General features: G+C 50.7%; 21 protein-coding genes. 10 read left to right on the top strand and 11 right to left on the bottom strand.

The genetic code is table 11. The features are described from left to right. Positions 1 to 117 precede the first annotated feature (117 nt). The 5 genes from MON40_RS07820 (at position 118) to MON40_RS07800 (ending at position 4012) form a co-directional block, all read left to right on the top strand. Entirely contained in the window at positions 118 to 798 is a 681-nt protein-coding gene (locus MON40_RS07820) for an energy-coupling factor ABC transporter permease (protein ID WP_003779007.1), read from the top strand. A 70-nt stretch (positions 799 to 868) separates the two neighbouring features. Continuing rightward, positions 869 to 1318, top strand: coding sequence for a hypothetical protein (locus tag MON40_RS07815; RefSeq protein WP_003779005.1), 450 nt, complete (start codon positions 869 to 871; stop codon positions 1316 to 1318). 58 nt (positions 1319 to 1376) lie between these two features. After that, positions 1377 to 1724 (top strand): hypothetical protein, encoded by a 348-nt coding sequence (locus MON40_RS07810; protein ID WP_003779004.1) that lies wholly within the window; start codon positions 1377 to 1379, stop codon positions 1722 to 1724. 254 nt (positions 1725 to 1978) lie between these two features. Next, positions 1979 to 3520: an L-lactate MFS transporter gene (locus MON40_RS07805; RefSeq protein WP_003779002.1), complete on the top strand. Its 1542-nt coding sequence runs from the start codon at positions 1979 to 1981 to the stop codon at positions 3518 to 3520. Between the two features lie 291 nt (positions 3521 to 3811). After that, positions 3812 to 4012, top strand: coding sequence for a hypothetical protein (locus tag MON40_RS07800; RefSeq protein WP_003765401.1), 201 nt, complete (start codon positions 3812 to 3814; stop codon positions 4010 to 4012). 133 nt (positions 4013 to 4145) lie between these two features. On the opposite strand, the gene cah is transcribed toward MON40_RS07800, so the two are convergent. From cah to MON40_RS07780, 4 genes are all read right to left on the bottom strand, one after another. Next, on the bottom strand, positions 4146 to 4904 hold the full coding sequence (gene cah / locus MON40_RS07795; RefSeq protein ID WP_003779001.1) for a carbonic anhydrase: 759 nt from the start codon (positions 4902 to 4904) through the stop codon (positions 4146 to 4148). A 316-nt stretch (positions 4905 to 5220) separates the two neighbouring features. After that, a complete protein-coding gene (locus MON40_RS07790; RefSeq protein WP_003778995.1) occupies positions 5221 to 5952 on the bottom strand; it encodes a phosphoadenylyl-sulfate reductase in 732 nt (243 codons plus the stop codon). A 129-nt stretch (positions 5953 to 6081) separates the two neighbouring features. After that, positions 6082 to 7140: a DNA polymerase IV gene (dinB, locus tag MON40_RS07785; protein ID WP_003761139.1), complete on the bottom strand. Its 1059-nt coding sequence runs from the start codon at positions 7138 to 7140 to the stop codon at positions 6082 to 6084. A gap of 129 nt (positions 7141 to 7269) precedes the next feature. Next, positions 7270 to 7764 (bottom strand): hypothetical protein, encoded by a 495-nt coding sequence (locus tag MON40_RS07780; RefSeq protein ID WP_003756439.1) that lies wholly within the window; start codon positions 7762 to 7764, stop codon positions 7270 to 7272. A 214-nt stretch (positions 7765 to 7978) separates the two neighbouring features. On the opposite strand from MON40_RS07780, the gene MON40_RS07775 reads away from it, so the two are divergent. The 4 genes from MON40_RS07775 (at position 7979) to ubiT (ending at position 11091) form a co-directional block, all read left to right on the top strand. After that, positions 7979 to 8383 (top strand): hypothetical protein, encoded by a 405-nt coding sequence (locus MON40_RS07775; protein WP_003778993.1) that lies wholly within the window; start codon positions 7979 to 7981, stop codon positions 8381 to 8383. 343 nt (positions 8384 to 8726) lie between these two features. After that, complete coding sequence (gene ubiU / locus MON40_RS07770) at positions 8727 to 9734, top strand: ubiquinone anaerobic biosynthesis protein UbiU (RefSeq protein WP_003780356.1); 1008 nt, start codon at positions 8727 to 8729, stop codon at positions 9732 to 9734. Positions 9735 to 9746: 12 nt separating this feature from the next. Next, a complete protein-coding gene (locus MON40_RS07765; RefSeq protein ID WP_003780357.1) occupies positions 9747 to 10664 on the top strand; it encodes a U32 family peptidase in 918 nt (305 codons plus the stop codon). Further along, positions 10651 to 11091, top strand: coding sequence for a ubiquinone anaerobic biosynthesis accessory factor UbiT (ubiT, locus tag MON40_RS07760; protein ID WP_003780358.1), 441 nt, complete (start codon positions 10651 to 10653; stop codon positions 11089 to 11091). Before MON40_RS07765 ends, ubiT begins: the two co-directional genes overlap by 14 nt. A gap of 326 nt (positions 11092 to 11417) precedes the next feature. On the opposite strand, the gene MON40_RS07755 is transcribed toward ubiT, so the two are convergent. After that, on the bottom strand, positions 11418 to 13130 hold the full coding sequence (locus MON40_RS07755; protein ID WP_003778991.1) for a proline--tRNA ligase: 1713 nt from the start codon (positions 13128 to 13130) through the stop codon (positions 11418 to 11420). A gap of 449 nt (positions 13131 to 13579) precedes the next feature. On the opposite strand from MON40_RS07755, the gene fghA reads away from it, so the two are divergent. After that, positions 13580 to 14428, top strand: coding sequence for an S-formylglutathione hydrolase (gene fghA, locus MON40_RS07750; RefSeq protein ID WP_003778987.1), 849 nt, complete (start codon positions 13580 to 13582; stop codon positions 14426 to 14428). An 83-nt stretch (positions 14429 to 14511) separates the two neighbouring features. On the opposite strand, the gene MON40_RS07745 is transcribed toward fghA, so the two are convergent. The 6 genes from MON40_RS07745 to MON40_RS07720 form a co-directional block, all read right to left on the bottom strand. Then, on the bottom strand, positions 14512 to 15351 hold the full coding sequence (locus MON40_RS07745) for a DUF4198 domain-containing protein (RefSeq protein ID WP_003778985.1): 840 nt from the start codon (positions 15349 to 15351) through the stop codon (positions 14512 to 14514). Positions 15352 to 15570: 219 nt separating this feature from the next. Then, positions 15571 to 16122, bottom strand: a complete 552-nt coding sequence (locus tag MON40_RS07740) for a hypothetical protein (protein WP_242925848.1) — start codon at positions 16120 to 16122, stop codon at positions 15571 to 15573. A gap of 216 nt (positions 16123 to 16338) precedes the next feature. Continuing rightward, positions 16339 to 17181: a 3-deoxy-8-phosphooctulonate synthase gene (kdsA, locus tag MON40_RS07735; RefSeq protein ID WP_003756394.1), complete on the bottom strand. Its 843-nt coding sequence runs from the start codon at positions 17179 to 17181 to the stop codon at positions 16339 to 16341. An 87-nt stretch (positions 17182 to 17268) separates the two neighbouring features. Further along, the gene (gene panD, locus MON40_RS07730) at positions 17269 to 17652 is read right to left on the bottom strand and encodes an aspartate 1-decarboxylase (protein ID WP_003778979.1); all 384 of its coding nucleotides are present in this window, start codon (positions 17650 to 17652) and stop codon (positions 17269 to 17271) included. Between the two features lie 237 nt (positions 17653 to 17889). Beyond that, on the bottom strand, positions 17890 to 18210 hold the full coding sequence (gene cutA / locus MON40_RS07725) for a divalent-cation tolerance protein CutA (protein WP_003778975.1): 321 nt from the start codon (positions 18208 to 18210) through the stop codon (positions 17890 to 17892). Between the two features lie 10 nt (positions 18211 to 18220). Continuing rightward, a complete protein-coding gene (locus tag MON40_RS07720) occupies positions 18221 to 18520 on the bottom strand; it encodes a TonB family protein (protein ID WP_003778973.1) in 300 nt (99 codons plus the stop codon). Between the last annotated feature and the right edge of the window lie 75 nt (positions 18521 to 18595).

The raw sequence follows: 18595 nt of genomic DNA, 5'->3' as shown, positions 1-18595 counted from the left end.
ACGGCAAAGGTCGTTATTTTAGCGTGTTTCAGCACTAAACAAAACAAGTCCGCAGCGAATTTCGTCTGCGGGGTATAATGCAGGTCGTCTGAATATTTACCCTCGGTCTGGTTTCGTATGAATTTTCAAGCCGCATGGTTTTCCAGTTTGATTTTAATCGCCGCTTGGCTGCTGTTGTCCATTCTGCTTTTCGCTTGCGCGCGTCCGGCATGGCGATCCATGCAGAAACACCATTCCGCCCCCATCCTCTCCGCCCTGATACTGACGACCTCATGGTGCCTGAATGCAATGACTGACGAAGGGCAGCTCGCGCAAATGAGCTACCACCTGCTTGCCATGAATTTGGTTGCCCTAATGATTGGCGCACCCGCTGCATTATGGCTGGGTTCGGCTTTGCTTTTTCCTTATCTTTTATTGTTCAACGGCGGCGACGGATACGCCTATCCCGTCAACGCCCTCGCCTTGCTCTTACCGCCGCTCATTGTTAATCAGCTCTCTTGCCGCTTGGTCAACCGTCTTCCCGCGAATATTTTTATCTTCATTTTTGTCAACGGCTTCATCGCATCCGCCGTAGGCATGATGCTGACCGGACTGGTACTGGTCAGCATTTTGGATATCAGCCATGCCTTCCCAACCTCCGTACTTTGGACCACCGCCTTTCCTATTTTCATCCTGATCGCCTGGGCGGAAGCTTTTCTCAGCGGCATCACTACCGCCATTTTTATCGCACTCAGACCGCAATGGATTAATACTTTTGACGACAACCGATATTTGAAATCCAGCAATAAAATTTGGTAAACGGTAAAAGGTCGGTAGAACATGGGGAATTGATATTTCAAGTTATAGACCGCAATGAGGTCATAAGGTTATGATGATGGATATAACATCTTTCTTAAAAACGGGTAGATTTAAAGGTTTATTTGTTGGTATGTCGTATAGTGACTTTCACAAACATAAACGGTTTAAAAAGCTGACTAAATGGTTATACGAAGACAGTAACGTAGAAGGTGGTTTTTCCATTTTTTGGAAAGGATTGGAGGTTGGGGTTACGGATAATATCGTTTATTCATTGTCAATAGACCCTTGTTTTAAAGGCGTAACCATTGCAAAGCAATATAAAATTAATAGAAAATTAACTATTGAGAAATTTATAAAATATTTGTTTCTTGCTGATATTGGATGGCAGTTTGTATCTAGAGACGAGTGGGAACATGAGTGTGAAATAAAAAACGAAGGTGGCGTTTCTATTGTCTTTTCATTTGATTTGAGTGGGGTAAAAATTTCTAAATTTTCTATTTCATGGGAAGAGGGAATATAAGGCTATACTCCAAAATTGCCCTCTACTTAAAATTAAAAAAACAAACAGTGAGTAAGTTATGGAAACCTTTTTTAATTATGTTATATCTCTAGCAGTATCATCATCCAGTCTGCCTTATATTTCAAACTATTATTACGACTCGCAATATGAATGGTTAAAAATATCCATATCTAAAAACAATACTACAAAAGTGTGCGGAAATATCGATATAAGCAAAACCAATCTGCAATATAAACTGCTTTGCGGAAAAGAAAATGGAAAGGGGCTGATTTCATTGGATAAAATAAAATTTCATTACGAAAAGAGCATCTTTTCTGCACAAAGTACCACAAGTGGAAAAGTGCTTTTTTCAGTTTCCTGCACGCAAGAACAATGTAGAGATATAGAAAAATATATTGAGAAGTAATAAGGCTTGAATACATTTTCAAACTCTTTAGGTCGTCTGAAAACCAATTTTCAGACGACCTTTTATCTGAGATACGGATATCATCAAACCATCTTCAAATATCGTCATTTATGAATGATTTTTCTCTTTCTTACTCAAAAAACTCATGTTAAGCGGAGTAAAGCCCATGCGGAAGCGTGGTACAATATTGTCAACAATTTAAGGCGTTTTCCTCGCGGAGAACGCTGTTTTTCATTCGACATCAAGAGGCTTTTATGAAATTTTTAGACCGTGAGGCGACGATTGCCAAGCCGGGTTTCAACCGTTGGCTGGTGCCGCCTGCCGCTTTGGCGGTGCATCTTGCCATCGGGCAGATTTATGCGTATTCCGTGTTTAACGCGCCGCTGACCAAGCTTATCGGCATTACCGAATCGGCAGCCGGAGATTGGAAGCTGACGACTGTGGGCTGGATTTTCAGTATCGCGCTGGCTATGTTGGGCGCGTCTGCTGCTTTGTTCGGCACTTGGATGGAGCGTGTCGGCCCGCGCAAGGCGATGTTTGTCGCGGCGTGCTGCTTCAGCTTGGGCTTTTTTGTGTCGGCACTCGGCGTCAGTACGCATAATCTGTTTCTCCTCTATTTGGGCAACGGCGTGATCGGCGGCATCGGCTTGGGGTTGGGCTATATCGGCCCTGTGTCCACTTTGATGAAGTGGTTTCCCGACAAACCGGGCATGGCGACGGGTTTGGCGATTATGGGGTTCGGCGGCGGTGCGATGCTTGCCTCGCCGTTGTCCGTATCGTTGATGAATGCGTTTTCAGACGACGTATCGGTCGGCGTCGCCCCGACTTTTGTCGTGTTGGGACTGTTTTACCTTGTGTTGATGATGTTCGGCGCATTCACCATCCGCGTGCCGGCGGAAGGTTGGAAACCTGAAGGCTATGTCGCGCCGAAAGTAAAAAACAAGCTGGTCAGCAGCAATCATGTCAATGTTTCCCAAGCGATGAAAACGCCGCAATTTTGGCTGTTGTTTTGGGTGTTGTGCCTGAACGTGACTGCCGGTATCGGCGTTTTGGGGCAGGCTTCGGTCATGATTCAGGAGCTGTTTTCAGAGGCATCGGTCGGCAAACAAGCGGCAATCGGCGCGGGGGCGGCGGCAGGTTTCGTCAGTCTTTTGAGTTTGTTCAATATGGGCGGGCGGTTTTTATGGTCCAGCGTTTCCGACAAACTCGGACGTAAAAATACCTACACCATCTTTTTCGTACTCGGTTCGCTGCTGTATTTTGCCGTTCCGTCCATTGGCGAGAGTGGAAACAAGGCTTTGTTTATTATTGGATTCTGCGTCATCATTTCCATGTATGGCGGCGGGTTTGCCGCGATTCCGGCTTATTTGAAAGACTTGTTCGGCACTTATCAGGTCGGCGCGATTCACGGACGTATTTTGCTGGCGTGGTCAACTGCTGCCGTGATCGGTCCGGTTTTGGTGAACTACATCCGCCAAAGCCAAATCGACAGCGGTGTTCCCGCTGCGCAGGCATACGGCGTTACCATGTATATCATGGCGGGATTGTTGATTGTCGGTTTGCTGTGCAACCTTGCCGTCAGATCAGTTCATGAAAAACACCATGAAACCGACATCAAAACAGCGGCGCATAGCGGCAATCCCGATGACGAGACTGCCGTTTCCGATGCCTACTTGTTGCAGGAAAAAGTTGCGGCAGGCGGTTTTTCGGTTTGGTGGCGTTGGATGTTGGTCGGCGTCCCGCTGGCTTACGGCGTAGTGATGGTGTTCGTCAAGGCATTGGATTTGTTCCGTTAGGCTTTCGGATGCCGACGTTAGGTCGTCTGAAATGCAGATATGGATTTTCAGACGACCTTTGAGCGGAAAGACCGGCTTTTGTTTGTATAGTGGATTAACCGTCTGATTGGTAAAAGCATTAGTGTGCAATGCCGATTGAGATAAGGTTTGCACGAAGTATCGCAGGGCAAATCGGCAATTTATACCGGACCGGATTTGTGATACATTTTTGCCTTCACAAACCGCAGCAAGCTGCCGGTTAAACGGGAAGTCTGTCTTTTTTCCGTTTGTTGACCCATGATAGGAAAAGAAATGTTTTGGTATATCGTAGGATTTTTTGCTTTCGTAGTTGCCGTCCTTGCGCTTTGGGTAAATGCCAGCGCATTTGGTATGCAGGAGGACGGCACGCCGCAATCGGAATATGAAAAACGCTTGGGCTTGGGGGCAAAATTGAAGGATAAGGAAACTGCTATGAAAGAACGCGAAGCAGCAAGGTTTCATCCTGATGATTGATGCTGCATTGCGATTCTTCCTTCGGATATACGCCGGACTCGGTGTTCTGAAACCTTAGACCATCATGTAAAAAGGTCGTCTGAAAACCTAAATTTGGTTTTTCAGACGACCTTTTTGTTTATGGCTTTACCGTTTATTCGATGACAACGCGCGCGTTAAGCGGCTGGACGGGGCGGCTGTTGTGTGAACCGATGGCGCGGGTGAATTTTTCTGCCTGCGCCTGGTCGATGTGGTCGTAGGTTTTCAATACCAGCCACGATACGCCTTCGCTGCACGGCGGCGTGGTCAGCGAACCGGCAAAGCGGTAGTAATTCAGCCGTTTCGGCAGCAGGGTGCCGGCGTCGAAGGCTTTGTTGAGGTTTACCTTTCCTTCCTTCATCGGCATCACGTTCCATATAGGCGCGAGGCGGTCGTTGGTTTTGCCGGCTTCGTACAATACTGCCAATACTAAAGGCTGGCGGTTTTCGTCTAGGTGGACGAAGTGGGCTTCCATCGGGAAGGTGCGGCCTTTGATTTGGTTTTCACTGGGGACGTGGAAATGAAATTGTTTCAGGGTGTAGGTGCGGCCGTTCACGCTGAGGGTATTGTCGCCTTCGGGATAGTTGACTTGGATGGTGTGGCCGTTGTTTTCCACGTCAACCGCGCTCGGTTTGTAATTGACTTTGATGGCGGGCAGTCTGCCGGAGACGGTTTCGGTGATGTTGACGGGGGATTGGTTTTTGCCTGTGGAGCATAAACGGAACTCTTCAGAAAGCTCGCCCCAGCTTTCGGGGGAGTCGTGTCCGGTGTAGCCCCAATGGGTGTGGTTTCCATGTGCGGCGGCGGAGAATGCTGCGAAGGTGGACAGCAGGAAAACAGTCAGGCGAGGCAGCGTGAGGTTCAAGCAGGGCATTGCAATATCCTTTCTGTAAGGAGGAGGGAAAAAAGCATTGCGGTGCGTATGTAGATTATTGTTATTTTTTATTTAACCATAGCCATATTAAATCATTAGGTCAAGCCTTCTTGGGTTAATTCTGTTAAGGCTATGAAGTTAAGGCGAATTCATTTTTTAAAAAACGATATTGTCGTTTTGAAAATTGATAATAATTTGAAATAGAAAATGCCTATTTTTCATCCCTTAAAAATTTAAGGAAAGCCGACTTATGAAAAAGGTCGTCTGAAAACCTGAATTTGGGTTTCAGACGACCTTTTGCCTTGCCTGACAAGGGTTATTTGTGCAGCCCGCATTCTTTGCTGTCTTTGCTTTCCCACCACCAGCGTCCGGCGCGGATGTCTTCGTCTGCTTTGACGGGGCGGGTGCAGGGTTCGCAGCCTATGCTCGGGTAGCCTTGGAAATACAGGGCGTTGAGCGGGACGTCGTAGGCTTGCGCGTATGCCCAGACGTCGTTTTCTTCCCAGTCGAAAATGGGGTTGAACTTGGCGATGTTGCGGCTATGGTCGGTTTCTTCGAAATCCAATTCGCTGCGGGTTGCCGATTGGCTGCGGCGTTGTCCGGTCAGCCAGGCGGGGGCGTTTTTCAGGGCGCGGTTGAGCGGCTCGATTTTGCGGATGTGGCAGCAACGGCGGCGCAGCTCGACGCTGTCGTACATGGCGGTTGCGCCGAATTCCTGCTCAAACTGCCGCGCGCTTTCGGGGTCGGGGTGGAAAACTTCCAGCTCGGTTTGGTAGCGGACGTTGACGGTGGTAATCAGGGCGGCGGTTTCAGGATTGAGCTTACCGGTGTTGAGGGTGATGATGCGCAGGGGGAGTTTCAGGCGGCAGATGGCGTCGGTAATGATCATGTCTTCGACGGCAAGGCTGGAGGCGAAAACGGCTTGCGGATAGCGGCGGGCGATGTGTTTGAGGCGGGTTTCGAGTGTGGCGGTCAACTCGGGAAGCCGGCGCCGTTCGGCTTCGCCTGTTGTCGGGATGCGCCAAAGCTGGGGGCGGAAGAGGGACATGGTTGGCTTGTTCCTTGGTTTTTGTTTTCAGACGACCCCTCTTGCGACAAAGGGGTCGTCTGAAAGTTTATACGGAACATTATTGTCGGGCGGTCTCGCGCGAAGGGGAAAGAATGCTTTTCTATTTCTTTATAACCAAAGCGATTGCTGCTGGTCTTTCGGCACGAGGTGGTTCACGCCTATGCCGATCAGGCGGAAGGCGTCTTCGCGCTGAGGCGGCACGCGCTGCATCAGGGTCTGCGCGGCGCAAAGCAGGGCGTCGGTGTCGGGCAGGACGGAAGAGTAGGTCAGGGAGCGGGTGATGATGCGGAAATCGTGGGTTTTCAGCTTGAGGGTTACGCCTTTGGCTTCGACGTTTTTGCGTGCGATTTGCCGCCACAAGTCTTCGGCAAGATGGGGCAGATGTCCTGCCGCCTGTTCGAGCGACAGGTCTTCGGGCAAGGTGATTTCGGTGGAGATTTGGAGGCGTTCGCGTTCGGCTTTGACGGGGCGTTCGTCCGTACCGCGTGCCAAATCATAAAGGCGGTAGCCGTAGCGTCCGAAATGGTTTAACAGTTCGCCGCGCTCGAAACGGCGCAAATCGCCTGCCGTCTGCATACCCAGCGACTGCATTTTTTTCAGCGTTACCTTGCCCACGCCGGGGATTTTGCCCAAGGGCAGGGTTTCCAAAAAAGCCATGACTTTGTGCGGCGGCAGGACGAATTGCCCGTTCGGCTTGCGCCAGTCCGACGCGATTTTCGCCAAAAATTTGTTCGGCGCGATGCCTGCGGAAGCGGTCAGGCCGGTTTCCGCAAAAATGGCGGCGCGGATTTCTTTGGCAACTTCGCTGGCGTAAGGGATATTTTTGAAATTATGGGTCACGTCAAGATAGGCCTCGTCGAGCGACAGGGGTTCGATTAAATCAGTATAGCGCCTGAATACGGCATGAATCTGCGCGGAAACCTGACGGTACAAATCGAAATGCGGCGGCACATACACCGCTTGCGGACACAGCCTTTTCGCCGTCGCCACCGACATCGCGGAATGCAGCCCGAACTGCCGCGCCTCATACGATGCGGCGCAAATCACCGAACGCGCGCCCTCCCACGCGACGACCACGGGCAGTCCTTTCAAATGCGGCTGCTCGCGCAGTTCTACCGATGCGTAGAACGCGTCCATGTCGATATGGATGATTTTGCGCTGGGACATTGAAGACGGTTGTGAAGAAAAAAGAGACGGGTATTTTAGCGGAAAACGATAGAGGAAGGTCGTCTGAACGGTATTTGGTTTTCAGACGACCTTTTATCAGGGGGCAAACAGGTTTTAAAGATTTTAAATCTACGCCGTTTCATGCGCCCATTGGGGTAGGGTGGTTTTTTGTTTGCAAAAAGCGAACAGACGCTGCCCATTGCACTTTTCAAACATCAGCTCTACGCCGCTTTGCAAACGCAAAATCAGGGCGGAAGGCGTATCGATTTTGATGAAGTCGATATGGTGTTGCACAAGTTTGGCAATGGCGGAATACAAATCAAGCTTGTCCGCGTGCCTGAAAAACCAAGGGTTTAAGCTCAACCAACGCCCGCCGTTCAGCGAGGTGCCGGGTTGGAAGTCCGCTCGGATTTGAGTCAGGCGGTCGTCTGAAAAATGCAATTCGATATCGCCGTAGAGCCAAATATTCCACCCCTTTTTTACCAAAAGCCCTTTGGGCACGCATTCGGGCGCAGGGAACATTTGCAGGATCATCTCCGCCGTCTGCCCGATCTCCAGATAATCAAATCGGCCTGTGGTCAGAAAGTCGTACATATCGACGGAAATCGGGAAATGGTAGCGCATGGTCGTTTCAGACGAGGTGTGAAATATGGGCTATCTTAGTTCAAAATACAAATGCAATCAATTCTTATTTTTATTTATTTAGCTCGTTAAAAGAAATTTGTCGGCAAGGCTGATTACTCAAGACAATATTAAGATATTGATAATGAGTTTCCCAATACGCAAATTTGCCATATGATTATCCGCGTTTCATCATCATTTATTCAGTTTATCAGCTATGGCATACATTTTTATATTTTTAGTCGGATGCTTCATTTTCATCCTGATTGCCCGCAGAGTACGGCCAGCGCCTGAAATCATTTGGGAAAACGAACCGCTCATCTGCATCAGTCTCGGTAATTTATTGGATAACGAACGGATTTATTTTGGCAAAAACGAGATTTTCATTTGTGAAGGCAGTGAAATCAAAGCACGTCATCCTCTTCAAGATTTGATTTATTTGAGTAGGACGATGATGGCCCTTTTCGGTACTCATGTTTGGCGGCTGGAGTTTAGAGCGGATGGAAGCCAAGTTGCTTATCATTTTTATCCCAAAGCCGACGGATTCGCTATTTTTTATAAACAACTGGTTCAAAATCATCCGCGTACCATTATGGACTGTTGGAGTGAATGGAGGAGATAGGCAGTTTGGGGCTGCGAATGAATAATTTTAGCACTAGGTGCGATTATTCGCGTTGAGTACATAAAAGGTCGTCTGAAACCTGTTTCAGACGACCTTTTATTGTAAAAATCTATAAATTTAATAGATAATAACTAATCTCATATTATCAAATTGGAAAAGATAACCCGCTGATTAGCTTGATATTTAACATAGTTAAATTATGTTAACTAAAACATACGTTATCCAAACCTGATTTCACAATTGATTTAAATCATAATATCTTGTGTCCAAATCTCTAAAATACCCGAAATCATACTAGATATTGATTTTCGAATAACAAACTACAAGAGTCGAGGAACGCAAAATGCCGAAAATCCCTGAGTTGGTTTGTCCAGCCGGCAATCTGCCCGCTTTGAAGACGGCGGTGGACAATGGCGCGGACACGGTTTATATGGGGCTGAAAGATGCGACGAATGCGCGCAACTTTCCGGGGCTGAATTTCGATATGAAATCGGCACAAGAAGGGGTGGCTTATGCCCATGCGCGCGGCCGCAATGTGTTGATGGCCATCAATACTTTTGCCCAGGCGGGGCAAATCGAGCGGTGGCATCGGGCTGTCGATACGGCGGTGCAACTGGGGGCGGACGCGATAATCGTCGCCGACCCTGCGATTATGGCTTATGCCGCCGAGCGTCATCCTGATTTGAGGCTGCACATGTCGGTGCAGGGTTCGGCGACCAATTATGAAGCCATCAATATGATGAAGGAGCTGTTTGGCATCCGCCGCGCCGTGCTGCCGCGCGTTTTAACGGTCGATCAGGTCAAGCATGTGATTGACAATACGGATGTGGAAATCGAAGTGTTCGGTTTCGGCAGCCTGTGCGTGATGGTGGAAGGGCGCTGCATTTTGTCGAGCTATGCGACGGGCGAATCACCGAATATGCAGGGCGTGTGTTCGCCGGCGAAGGCGGTGCGCTGGGAGCAGTTACCCGACCGCATGAACGTGCGGCTGAACCAAGTGTTAATCGACCAATACAAACCGGACGAACCGGCAGGCTATCCGACTTTGTGCAAAGGCCGTTTCGAGGTAAACGACGAGACCTATTACGCGCTGGAAGAGCCGACCAGCCTGAACGTTTTGGAAATGCTGCCCGAACTCATCAAAATCGGCGTGTCCGCCATCAAAATCGAAGGCCGCCAGCGCAGCCCGATGTACACGGCGCAGGTAACCAAATCGCTGCGGCAGGCTTTGGATGCGGCCGCTGCCGATCCGGCGCATTTCAAAGTCAATCCGGTGTGGAACAACGCGCTGAGCAAGGTTTCGGAAGGGCATCAGACGACCTTGGGCGCATACAGCCGTCCGTGGAAATAAGGGGGAGGGAAAATGAATCCGATGAAACTATCGTTGGGGCCGGTTTTGTTTTTCTGGCAGAAGGAAGCGCTGCTGGAATTTTACGCTGCCATGCTGGATGCGCCGGTGGATACCATTTATCTGGGCGAAGTGGTGTGTTCGCGCCGCCAGAAAATGCGTTTTGCCGACTGGGTCAGCCTGGCGCAAGATTTGGCGGAAAGCGGCAAGGAAATTATCCTTTCGTCGCAGGTTCTGCTTGAGAGCGAATCCGACTTGAAACGCCTACGCAAAATCACCGGACAGGACAAATTCAAAGTCGAAGCCAACGACATGGGCGCGGTCAAACTGGCGCGCGAACACGGCATTCCGTTTGTCGCCGGCGCCAGCCTGAACATTTACAACGAAAGCACGCTGGCGCTTTTCCAAAAACTGGGCGTATACCGCTGGATTGCACCGTCCGAGTTGAGCCGCGACAAAGTTGCCGAAATCATCAAGGCTTCAGACGACATTGAAACGGAATTGTTTGCTTGGGGCAAAATGCCGCTTGCCTACTCATCGCGCTGCTTTACCGCGCGGCATTACAACCTGAACAAAGACGGCTGCGAATTCCGCTGCTTGGATTACGAACAAGGCATGGACATGAATACCCGCGAGGGCAAACCGTTTTTAACCATCAACGGCATTCAAACCATGTCTTATGGCTGCCAAAACCTGCTGCCGCACCATGAGGATTTGCGGCAAATCGGCGTGAACATGCTGCGTCTGTCGCCGCAAATGCACGGCATGGCGGAAATCGTCCGTATCCACCGCGACGTATTGGACGGCAAAACTGCCCTGGCGGATGCGCTGCCCGAATTGGAACGACTGACCACCGGCACGCTGGTGGACGGCTATTGGCACGGCCAGGCGGGTATCGAAGCCGTGAAGGAGGAATATTATGGCGTTGCCTGAAATCGTATTGCCCGCATGGGCGGGAAAAATCGGCGGTAAATTACCGGGCAGGCCGCCGCGTTTCGCTTTGGTTTTTGCCCTCAACACCATGCTCAAACGCGGATTGCTGCCCGCCGACATGAGCCTGTTTGACGGCAAAAAATTCGAAATCGACGTATTGGACGCGGGCATCAAGGTACGCTTCACCGCCAATGCCGAAAAATTCATTGATGCGGACTTCTTCGGCACGCCCGATTTGCGCCTTGCCGCCAACGGCATCGACTTTATGCGCATGATGATGCGCGAGGAAGACCCGGATACTTTGTTTTTCAACCGCAAACTGCAAATCGAAGGCGATACCGAGCTGGGGCTGATTACCAAAAACCTGCTTGACAGCGTGGACTGGCCGTTTGGCGATTGGTTTTTGAAACGGGAATTGTCCGATTGAACACGGATTCGTTCAGAAATAGAGCTGAAAGACTTTATTTTTGATACGCAACTTACCGGTTGCCGTCATTCCCGCGCAGGCGGGAATCCATCGTCAAATCTGAGGAACCTTGATTTGAAAAACAGTTTCTGAATTTCAAAAATGGATTCCCGCCTGCGCGGGAATGACGGAATTTGATGACATGCTGGATTTAAAGTTAAGTATATTTGCTATAAGGCAAAGCATTCATCCGTTAAGCTTCTGATTTCACAATAATGAAGGTCGTCTGAAACCTGTTTCCAGTTTTCAGACGACCTTCTTTCATCTGCATCCGTTTTAAACCGTCATTAGTCTTTCAATGCAGCCAATACTTTGCCGGCGATTTCATTCAAGCCCACGGTTTGCGCCTGATTGTCGCGGCGTTCGGCGTATTCGACATTGCCTTCTTTCAAGGCGCGGTCGCCGATGACGATGCGGTGCGGGATGCCCAGAAGCTCGGAGTCATTGAGCAGTACGCCTGCGCGTTCGTCGCGGTCGTCGAGAAGGACGTCCACGCCTGCCGCCAGCAGTTCGGCGTAGATTTTGTCGGCGGCTTCGCGAACGGCATCTGATTTTTTGTAGTTCATCGGCACGATAACGACTTCAAACGGCGCCATTGCTTTTGTCCAGATGATGCCTTTTTCGTCGTTGTTCTGCTCGATGGCGGCGGCAACGACGCGGGTGATGCCGATGCCGTAGCAGCCCATTTCCATGATTTGCGATTTGCCGTTGTTGTCGAGGAAGCTTACATTCATGGCTTGGGTGTATTTGTCGCGCAATTGGAAAACGTGTCCGACTTCGATGCCGCGCGCCAGTTTCAGACGGCCTTGTCCGTCGGGGCTTTCGTCGCCTTCGACGACGTTGCGCAAATCGACAAACTCAGGCTCGGCGGCGTCGCGGCCGAAGTTGAAGCCGGTATAGTGGTAATCGTCTTCGTTCGCGCCGATAACCCAGTCCGCGCCTTTTTCGGTAGCGAAATCGGCATAGACTTTGCCTGTGAAACCGACAGGACCGAGCGAGCCGCCGTTTGCGCCGAACTGCGCGCGGATGGCGGCTGAGTCTGCCATGGTCAGCGGCGATTTTACGCCTGCGAGTTTTTCGGCTTTGATGTCGTTGAACTCATGATCGCCGCGCAACAGCAATAAGACGATTTCGCCTTCGTTTTCGCCTTCGACCACGATGGATTTCAGCGTTTTTTCAATCGGAATACTGAGGAAATCAACCAATGAATCAATGGTTTTGACATTCGGCGTGTGTACTTTGGTCAGCTCTGCCTGAGCAGCCGCGCGTTCGCCTTTGAGCGGCAAGGTCGGTGCCAGTTCGATATTGGCAGCGTAATCGGAAGTGTCGCTGTACGCAATGACATCTTCGCCGCTTTCCGCCAATACTTGAAACTCGTGCGAACCGGTGCCGCCGATGCTGCCGGTGTCTGCGGCAACGGGACGGAATTCCAAGCCCAGACGGGTGAAGATGCGGCAGTAAGCGTCGTACATGGCATCATAGGTCGTCTGAAGCGAGGCATAGTCGGCATGGAAGGAATAAGCGTCTTTCATGACGAACTCGCGCGCGCGCATCACGCCGAAGCGCGGGCGCACTTCATCGCGGAATTTGGTTTGGATGTGGTAAAAGTTTTTCGGCAGCTGTTTGTAGCTGTTGATTTCTTTGCGCACGATGTCGGCGATGACTTCCTCGCAGGTCGGACCCATGCAGAAATCGCGTTCGTGGCGGTCTTTCAGGCGCAGCAGTTCTTTACCGTAAAATTCCCAGCGGCCGGATTCCTGCCACAGCTCGGCAGGCTGCACCACCGGCATCAGCAACTCCACGCTGCCCGCGCGCGCCATTTCTTCGCGCACGACGTTTTCGACTTTGCGCAACACGCGCAGCCCCATCGGCATCCAAGTATAAAGGCCGGACGCGTTGGCTTTAATCAGACCGGCGCGAATCATCAGCTTGTGGCTGGCAAGCGCGGCTTCGGCGGGGGCTTCTTTCAAGGTGGAAATGAAAAATTGGCTGGCTTTCATGGTGTGTTTTTCTGTGTAAAAAAGTAAGCGTGTATTGTAACGCGAAAGGCAGGGGGATTGAAGTTTTTCCCCATAGGGCGACAGCCGATGCCTTGCTTGTTCGGTCAACTCATTTGACATTTATCGGGCGTGTCAATCACTTTTTATACACAATCCCGCATTGGCTTGTTTTGCTTATAAATTTTTCCCATAAAGGCTTTGAAATTTTTTATTTTTATAACCAATTGATTTTATTGTATTTTATTTGACTATTTTTTAAGCACCGAAAGGCTTGGGTTGTTCCAAAAGCAAAAATTCCGATTACCCAAAGCTTATCAACAAACTTATCCACAGAGTTTGTGTATAGATTGATGTCGTCTGAAACCATACCGTTCGATAGGTTTTTAAAAGCCCGTAACGAGGTCTTTCTGTTAAGATGATGCCTTCACTGTTTTCACGTCATCCCATCTATGTCCGCACACGAATTACACCTGCTTTCCCGCGCCAAAATGTTCAACGGCCATCAAGAGCAATACCGCTGCTTTTCCGAAACCTGCCAAACCGACATGACCTTCGGCATCTACCTGCCGCCGCAAGTATTGAAAGGCTATCCCGCGCCGGTTTTGTATTTCTTGTCGGGGCTGCACGGCGACGGCTCGGAACTGATACGCCAAACCGGCATCCAGCGTTTCGCCGCGCAATGGAACATCATCGTCGTTTTCCCCGACACCTCGCCGCGCGGCAGCCATATCAGCGACAGCGCGAACGAATTTATCGGACAGGGCGCGGGATTTTACATTGACGCGACCGAACAGCCGTGGGCGGTGCATTATCAGATGTACAGCCATATTAGCCGCGAGCTGCCCGATTGGGTGGAACGGCATTTCCCCGCCACCCAAGAGCGCAGCATCGCAGGTTTCAGCATGGGCGGGCACGGCGCACTTTCCATCGCCCTGAAAAATCCGGGCCGCTATGCCGCCGTTTCCGCGTTCGCCCCCTTGTGCCACCCAACCGCCAGCCGAGGCGGAAAGCAGGCGTTTGCCGCCTATCTGGGCAAGGAGTCGGATGCTTGGCAGGCTTACGACAGCACATCGCTCGTTCAGACGACCTCCCGCAAGCTGCCGATACTCATCGATCAAGGCGGCATCGATCCGCTTTTCCCCGACGAACTGCAACCCGAAGCCTTCGTCAATGCCGCCCGCGCCAACGGCTTTAATGTGCAATACAAAGTCCGCCCCGGCTACGGACACGATTATTTCTTCATCGCCAGCTTTATCGACTCGCATATCGAGTTTCATGCTGAGGCATTGGGTTTGTAAATCCACTATAAATTTAATCCATTATATAAAGAAAGGTCGTCTGAAAACTTTTTCAGACGACCTTTTCGATCTTTCACACTCAATTAGTGTTGATGATGATGGTGTTCATGCCGTTCAGCCGCGCGTTTCGTTCCGACGGGCATAATCAGCGTTGCATAGGCATTGTCTTGTTGGCAAACACTTTTATCGGCATAATCCGCCTGATGGGCGGCTTTGATTTTCCACAAACCTTCAATCAAAGGAATCACATTGACGACGCCGTCTTTATCCGTTTTCCCTGAAAAACCTTGCGGCTCGCGGTGGTCGTGTGTCGCCGCCAAATCCATTTCCGCCAGCGTATCCGAGCTTGCCGTTACCGTCGCTTTTGCCAACGGTTTGCCTTTATAAAGCACTTTAATCGGCAGCAGGCCGCCTACCTTGACTTCATTCGGATTTTTCAGCGGAACCAGTTCCAATTCATGACCGACCGGACGGGTCAACACGCTTTCATCCACGCCTGCGCTGCCCACTTGCAAAAACGCTTTGCCGAACATCTGGGCCTGTTCGCAATAAGTCGCGCCGGGCAGGTCTTTCAAGGTTTTCTGTTTCCAGCCTTCACTGTTTTGCGACCAGAACGTTGGTTTGTACACCGCGCCGACCCAATAAGAGCCGTCTTTCAGGCGGGATTTGGAAACATATTGGTAATTTTCACCTTTATTCGTCAAATCAACGGTTTTTCCGGACTTGTCCGTCAATTGCAGCGGTTTGAAAATGTGCACGCGGTCGTCGGCGATTTTTTCGACATTCGGGAAATCATGGCTGTAACCCAAATCCGCTTTCAACGTACTGCCCGAATCCAAACGCACCGGAGCCGACACCCACAAATCATGCGCCTGCGCCGCCATGCTCAAGCCCAATGCGCCAAGTATCCATAATTTTTTCATGTTTCTTCCTCAAATTTGATTGTTTACGGTTCAAAAGCCAACGGAAAGCCCGAAAAGCAAGGCAACCTTACTCTTTTTATTTCGAAATGTAAATATTATTGATGATTGTTTTTAGTTACAAAGAACTATAAATCTTTAAGGGGTAACAGAAAACAGAAAGGTCGTCTGAAAACCTTGAAATTAGGTTTTCAGACGACCTTTCTGTATTGGGAAGATGGATTATTGCGCTTCCAGTTTTTTCAGCAGATCAGGCATGGCTTCTTCGTTGTAGCGGTAATAGCGGACGCTGTCTGTACCTTCTTTATTGGTCATTTCCAATACGTTGGGTTTGCCTTCCAGCTTCAGCAGCAGCGGAACTTTGAATTTGACGGTTTTGCCAATTTCGTCAGGTTTTTGTTCGGGCGCGCCATCGTTGTGGCTGACGGTGTAGTTGGTTATGGTTTGACGGAATTCTTGTCTCCAACGGCTGAATTTCCATTTGAAGTCTTGGGTAATGGTGGTCGTATCGCCGGAATTTGCTTGGAAATGAATCAGGTCGCGGCCGGTACCGTCGGGGCGCATCAGACTGGCGTTGAGCAGGGAGCCGTCTGCGTTTTTGCTGGTGTTGCCCCACATGCCGAACAAGTCTTTGCGTTTGACTTTTTTGGCGGTAACGAGCTGGTTGGGTTCGGTAACGTGCAGACCCGGTACATAAGCCATCTCCGCCACGGCGGCAGAAGTCAGGGTCAAGGTGAACGCGGCGGCGCCAAGTAGGGTTTTCCATGTTTTCATATTGTTTTCCTTATATGTAATGAGCAGTTGAAGAATCGGGCGCAGGCGGCAAATCCGTTTTTTGGGGTTTTCGCGTTTGCCCACAATGTTGATGGTTTGTGTATTTACTGTTTTATATCGAAAAATCGATTGAAATACAAAATCGCCTGACCGTCAGTTTACACAAGGTAAACCGACGATTCAATTTTCAGACGACCTTTCGTTTGCCATGCCGCATTAACGGATGTCCATAGGCGCGAAGGATTTGACGGTTTCGTCCACGGCTTTGACGCGGGTCAGGAAGTCTTCCAGTTGGGCGAGCGGCAGGGCGCTGGGGCCGTCGCATTTGGCTTGGTCGGGGTTGGGGTGTGATTCGAGGAAGAGGCCTGCGAGGCGGGTTGCCATGCCTGCGAGCGCCAAGTCCAGCACTTGCGCGCGCCGTCCGCCGGATGCGGCCGCACCGGATTCGCGGGTTTGCAGGGAGTGGGTGACGTCGAAGATGACGGGCAGGCCGCCGCAGGTTTGCTTCATGACGCCGAAGCCGAGCATATCGACGACGAGGTTGTCGTAGCCGAAGTTGGCGCCGCGTTCGCACAGTATGATTTGTCCGTTGCCCGCTTCTTGGAATTTTTCGACGATGTTTTTCATCTGCGAGGGGCTGAGGAACTGGGGTTTTTTGATGTTGATGACGTTGCCGGTTTTTGCCATGGCGACGACGAGGTCGGTTTGACGGGCGAGGAAGGCGGGCAGTTGGATGACGTCGCAGACTTCGGCGACGGGGGCGCATTGGTAGGGTTCGTGGACGTCGGTAATGACGGGTACGTCAAACTCGCGTTTGACGGCTTGGAAGATTTTCATACCTTCGTCCAAACCTACGCCGCGGAAGGAGTGGATGGAGGAGCGGTTGGCTTTGTCGAAGGAGGCTTTGAAGACGTAGGGGATGCCGAGTTTGTCGGTCACTTTAACGTATTGTTCGCAGGCTTTGAGGGTGGAATCGAGGTCTTCCAGGACGTTGATGCCGCCGAACAGGGTAAAGGGGAGGTCGTTGCCGACGTTGAGGTTGTTGATGCGGATGTTCATGATGATGGGGCTTTCTCGAAGGTCGTCTGAAAATGGCTGAAAGGTCGTCTGAAAGCGGATTTTGCGGTTTCAGACGACCTTTGTGTTTTATAGGACGGTGTGCGGCGGCTCGTAGGAGAGGATGTCGCGGATTTTGTTGTGTTCGTCCACGAGGACGACTTTGGGTTCGTGCGCGGCGATTTCGGGTTCGGACAGCATGACGTAGGACATGATGATGACGATGTCGCCTTTTTGGACGAGCCGTGCGGCGGCGCCGTTGAGGCAGACGACGCCGCTGCCGCGTTCGCCGGGGATGGTGTAGGTTTCGAAGCGTTCGCCGTTGTTGTTGTTGACGATGGCGACTTTTTCGTTAACGAGGATGCCTGCGGCGTCGAGCAGGTCTTGGTCTACGGTGATGCTGCCGACGTAGTTAAGGTCGGCTTCGGTAACGGTGGCGCGGTGTATCTTGCCGCCGAGCATGGTGCGGAACATGGGTTTCCTTTTGGTTTGGGATTGCGGATGCAGACGTATAGTGGATTAAATTTAAATCAGGACAAGGCGACGAAGCCGCAGACAGTACAGATAGTACGACAAGGCGAGGCAACGCCGTACTGGTTTAAAGTTAATCCACTATAAGGTCGTCTGAAAATCAAAAGCCGTCATTATAGTGGACTTCCCTGTAAATTCATAATGATGCTTGAGCGTTTTTCAGACGGCGCGGCTGTTTTATCAACCTAAACTCTGCTTCAGCCAGCGCAAATAGGGGGCGTATCCGCGCGATACGTTTTGCATCAGGATTTGCGGGCATTCGTAGCTGTGGTTGGCGATGATGGTTTTTTGGATTTCGCGGTAGCAGTGGCGCGAGGTTTTGATGGTGATGCGGATTTCGTCGTCGCGGCAGATTTCGCCGTTCCAAAGGTATTGGCTGGTGATGGCTTCGTATTGCACGCAGGCGGCGAGTTGCTTTTCCAAAAGCAGGCTGCCGATTTTTTCGGCTTCTTCGCGGGTCGGGGCGGTGGTGGTAACGATGACGGGTTTGAATGCGGACATTTCAGACGACCTATTGGTTTTTAAACTCGATGGTTCCTTTATATTTCACCCAGTATCCGGCGGCTTTGTATTTGTCTTTTTTGGCGGTTGCCACGGCTGTTTCGTCGAGCCCTTCATAACCGCTGGATTCGAGGATGCTGACTTCTACGGCTTTGCCTTCGGGGGAAACTAGGATGGACAGTTTGACGGGTTTGATGGGTTGCGTGGGATTATTGGATGCGGGGGCGTATTCTGCCGGGTTGACGGTTTGCGCGGTTGCGGGTAGGACGAAGGCAAGCAGCAGGGCGGGGATGACGGCGCGGATGGACATATTGTTTTCCTTATTTGTAGATTTATAGCGGGTTTAGGGGGTTGTTTTTGATTTGTTTTCAGACAACCTTTTGTT

This window comes from Neisseria macacae ATCC 33926, assembly GCF_022749495.1.
Lineage (GTDB): Bacteria > Pseudomonadota > Gammaproteobacteria > Burkholderiales > Neisseriaceae > Neisseria > Neisseria macacae.
The sequence above is the reverse complement of the archived record's forward strand: the minus strand, read 5'-3'. Positions and strand labels throughout refer to the sequence as shown.

Bases quoted from the DNA above. Each gene is read 5' to 3' on its own strand.
- MON40_RS07820 (WP_003779007.1), top strand. From the start codon at position 118: ATGAATTTTCAAGCCGCATGGTTTTCCAGTTTGATTTTAATCGCCGCT.
- MON40_RS07815 (WP_003779005.1), top strand. From the start codon at position 869: ATGATGATGGATATAACATCTTTCTTAAAAACGGGTAGATTTAAAGGT.
- MON40_RS07810 (WP_003779004.1), top strand. From the start codon at position 1,377: ATGGAAACCTTTTTTAATTATGTTATATCTCTAGCAGTATCATCATCC.
- MON40_RS07805 (WP_003779002.1), top strand. From the start codon at position 1,979: ATGAAATTTTTAGACCGTGAGGCGACGATTGCCAAGCCGGGTTTCAAC.
- MON40_RS07800 (WP_003765401.1), top strand. From the start codon at position 3,812: ATGTTTTGGTATATCGTAGGATTTTTTGCTTTCGTAGTTGCCGTCCTT.
- cah (WP_003779001.1), bottom strand. From the start codon at position 4,904: ATGCCCTGCTTGAACCTCACGCTGCCTCGCCTGACTGTTTTCCTGCTG.
- MON40_RS07790 (WP_003778995.1), bottom strand. From the start codon at position 5,952: ATGTCCCTCTTCCGCCCCCAGCTTTGGCGCATCCCGACAACAGGCGAA.
- dinB (WP_003761139.1), bottom strand. From the start codon at position 7,140: ATGTCCCAGCGCAAAATCATCCATATCGACATGGACGCGTTCTACGCA.
- MON40_RS07780 (WP_003756439.1), bottom strand. From the start codon at position 7,764: ATGCGCTACCATTTCCCGATTTCCGTCGATATGTACGACTTTCTGACC.
- MON40_RS07775 (WP_003778993.1), top strand. From the start codon at position 7,979: ATGGCATACATTTTTATATTTTTAGTCGGATGCTTCATTTTCATCCTG.
- ubiU (WP_003780356.1), top strand. From the start codon at position 8,727: ATGCCGAAAATCCCTGAGTTGGTTTGTCCAGCCGGCAATCTGCCCGCT.
- MON40_RS07765 (WP_003780357.1), top strand. From the start codon at position 9,747: ATGAATCCGATGAAACTATCGTTGGGGCCGGTTTTGTTTTTCTGGCAG.
- ubiT (WP_003780358.1), top strand. From the start codon at position 10,651: ATGGCGTTGCCTGAAATCGTATTGCCCGCATGGGCGGGAAAAATCGGC.
- MON40_RS07755 (WP_003778991.1), bottom strand. From the start codon at position 13,130: ATGAAAGCCAGCCAATTTTTCATTTCCACCTTGAAAGAAGCCCCCGCC.
- fghA (WP_003778987.1), top strand. From the start codon at position 13,580: ATGTCCGCACACGAATTACACCTGCTTTCCCGCGCCAAAATGTTCAAC.
- MON40_RS07745 (WP_003778985.1), bottom strand. From the start codon at position 15,351: ATGAAAAAATTATGGATACTTGGCGCATTGGGCTTGAGCATGGCGGCG.
- MON40_RS07740 (WP_242925848.1), bottom strand. From the start codon at position 16,122: ATGAAAACATGGAAAACCCTACTTGGCGCCGCCGCGTTCACCTTGACC.
- kdsA (WP_003756394.1), bottom strand. From the start codon at position 17,181: ATGAACATCCGCATCAACAACCTCAACGTCGGCAACGACCTCCCCTTT.
- panD (WP_003778979.1), bottom strand. From the start codon at position 17,652: ATGTTCCGCACCATGCTCGGCGGCAAGATACACCGCGCCACCGTTACC.
- cutA (WP_003778975.1), bottom strand. From the start codon at position 18,210: ATGTCCGCATTCAAACCCGTCATCGTTACCACCACCGCCCCGACCCGC.
- MON40_RS07720 (WP_003778973.1), bottom strand. From the start codon at position 18,520: ATGTCCATCCGCGCCGTCATCCCCGCCCTGCTGCTTGCCTTCGTCCTA.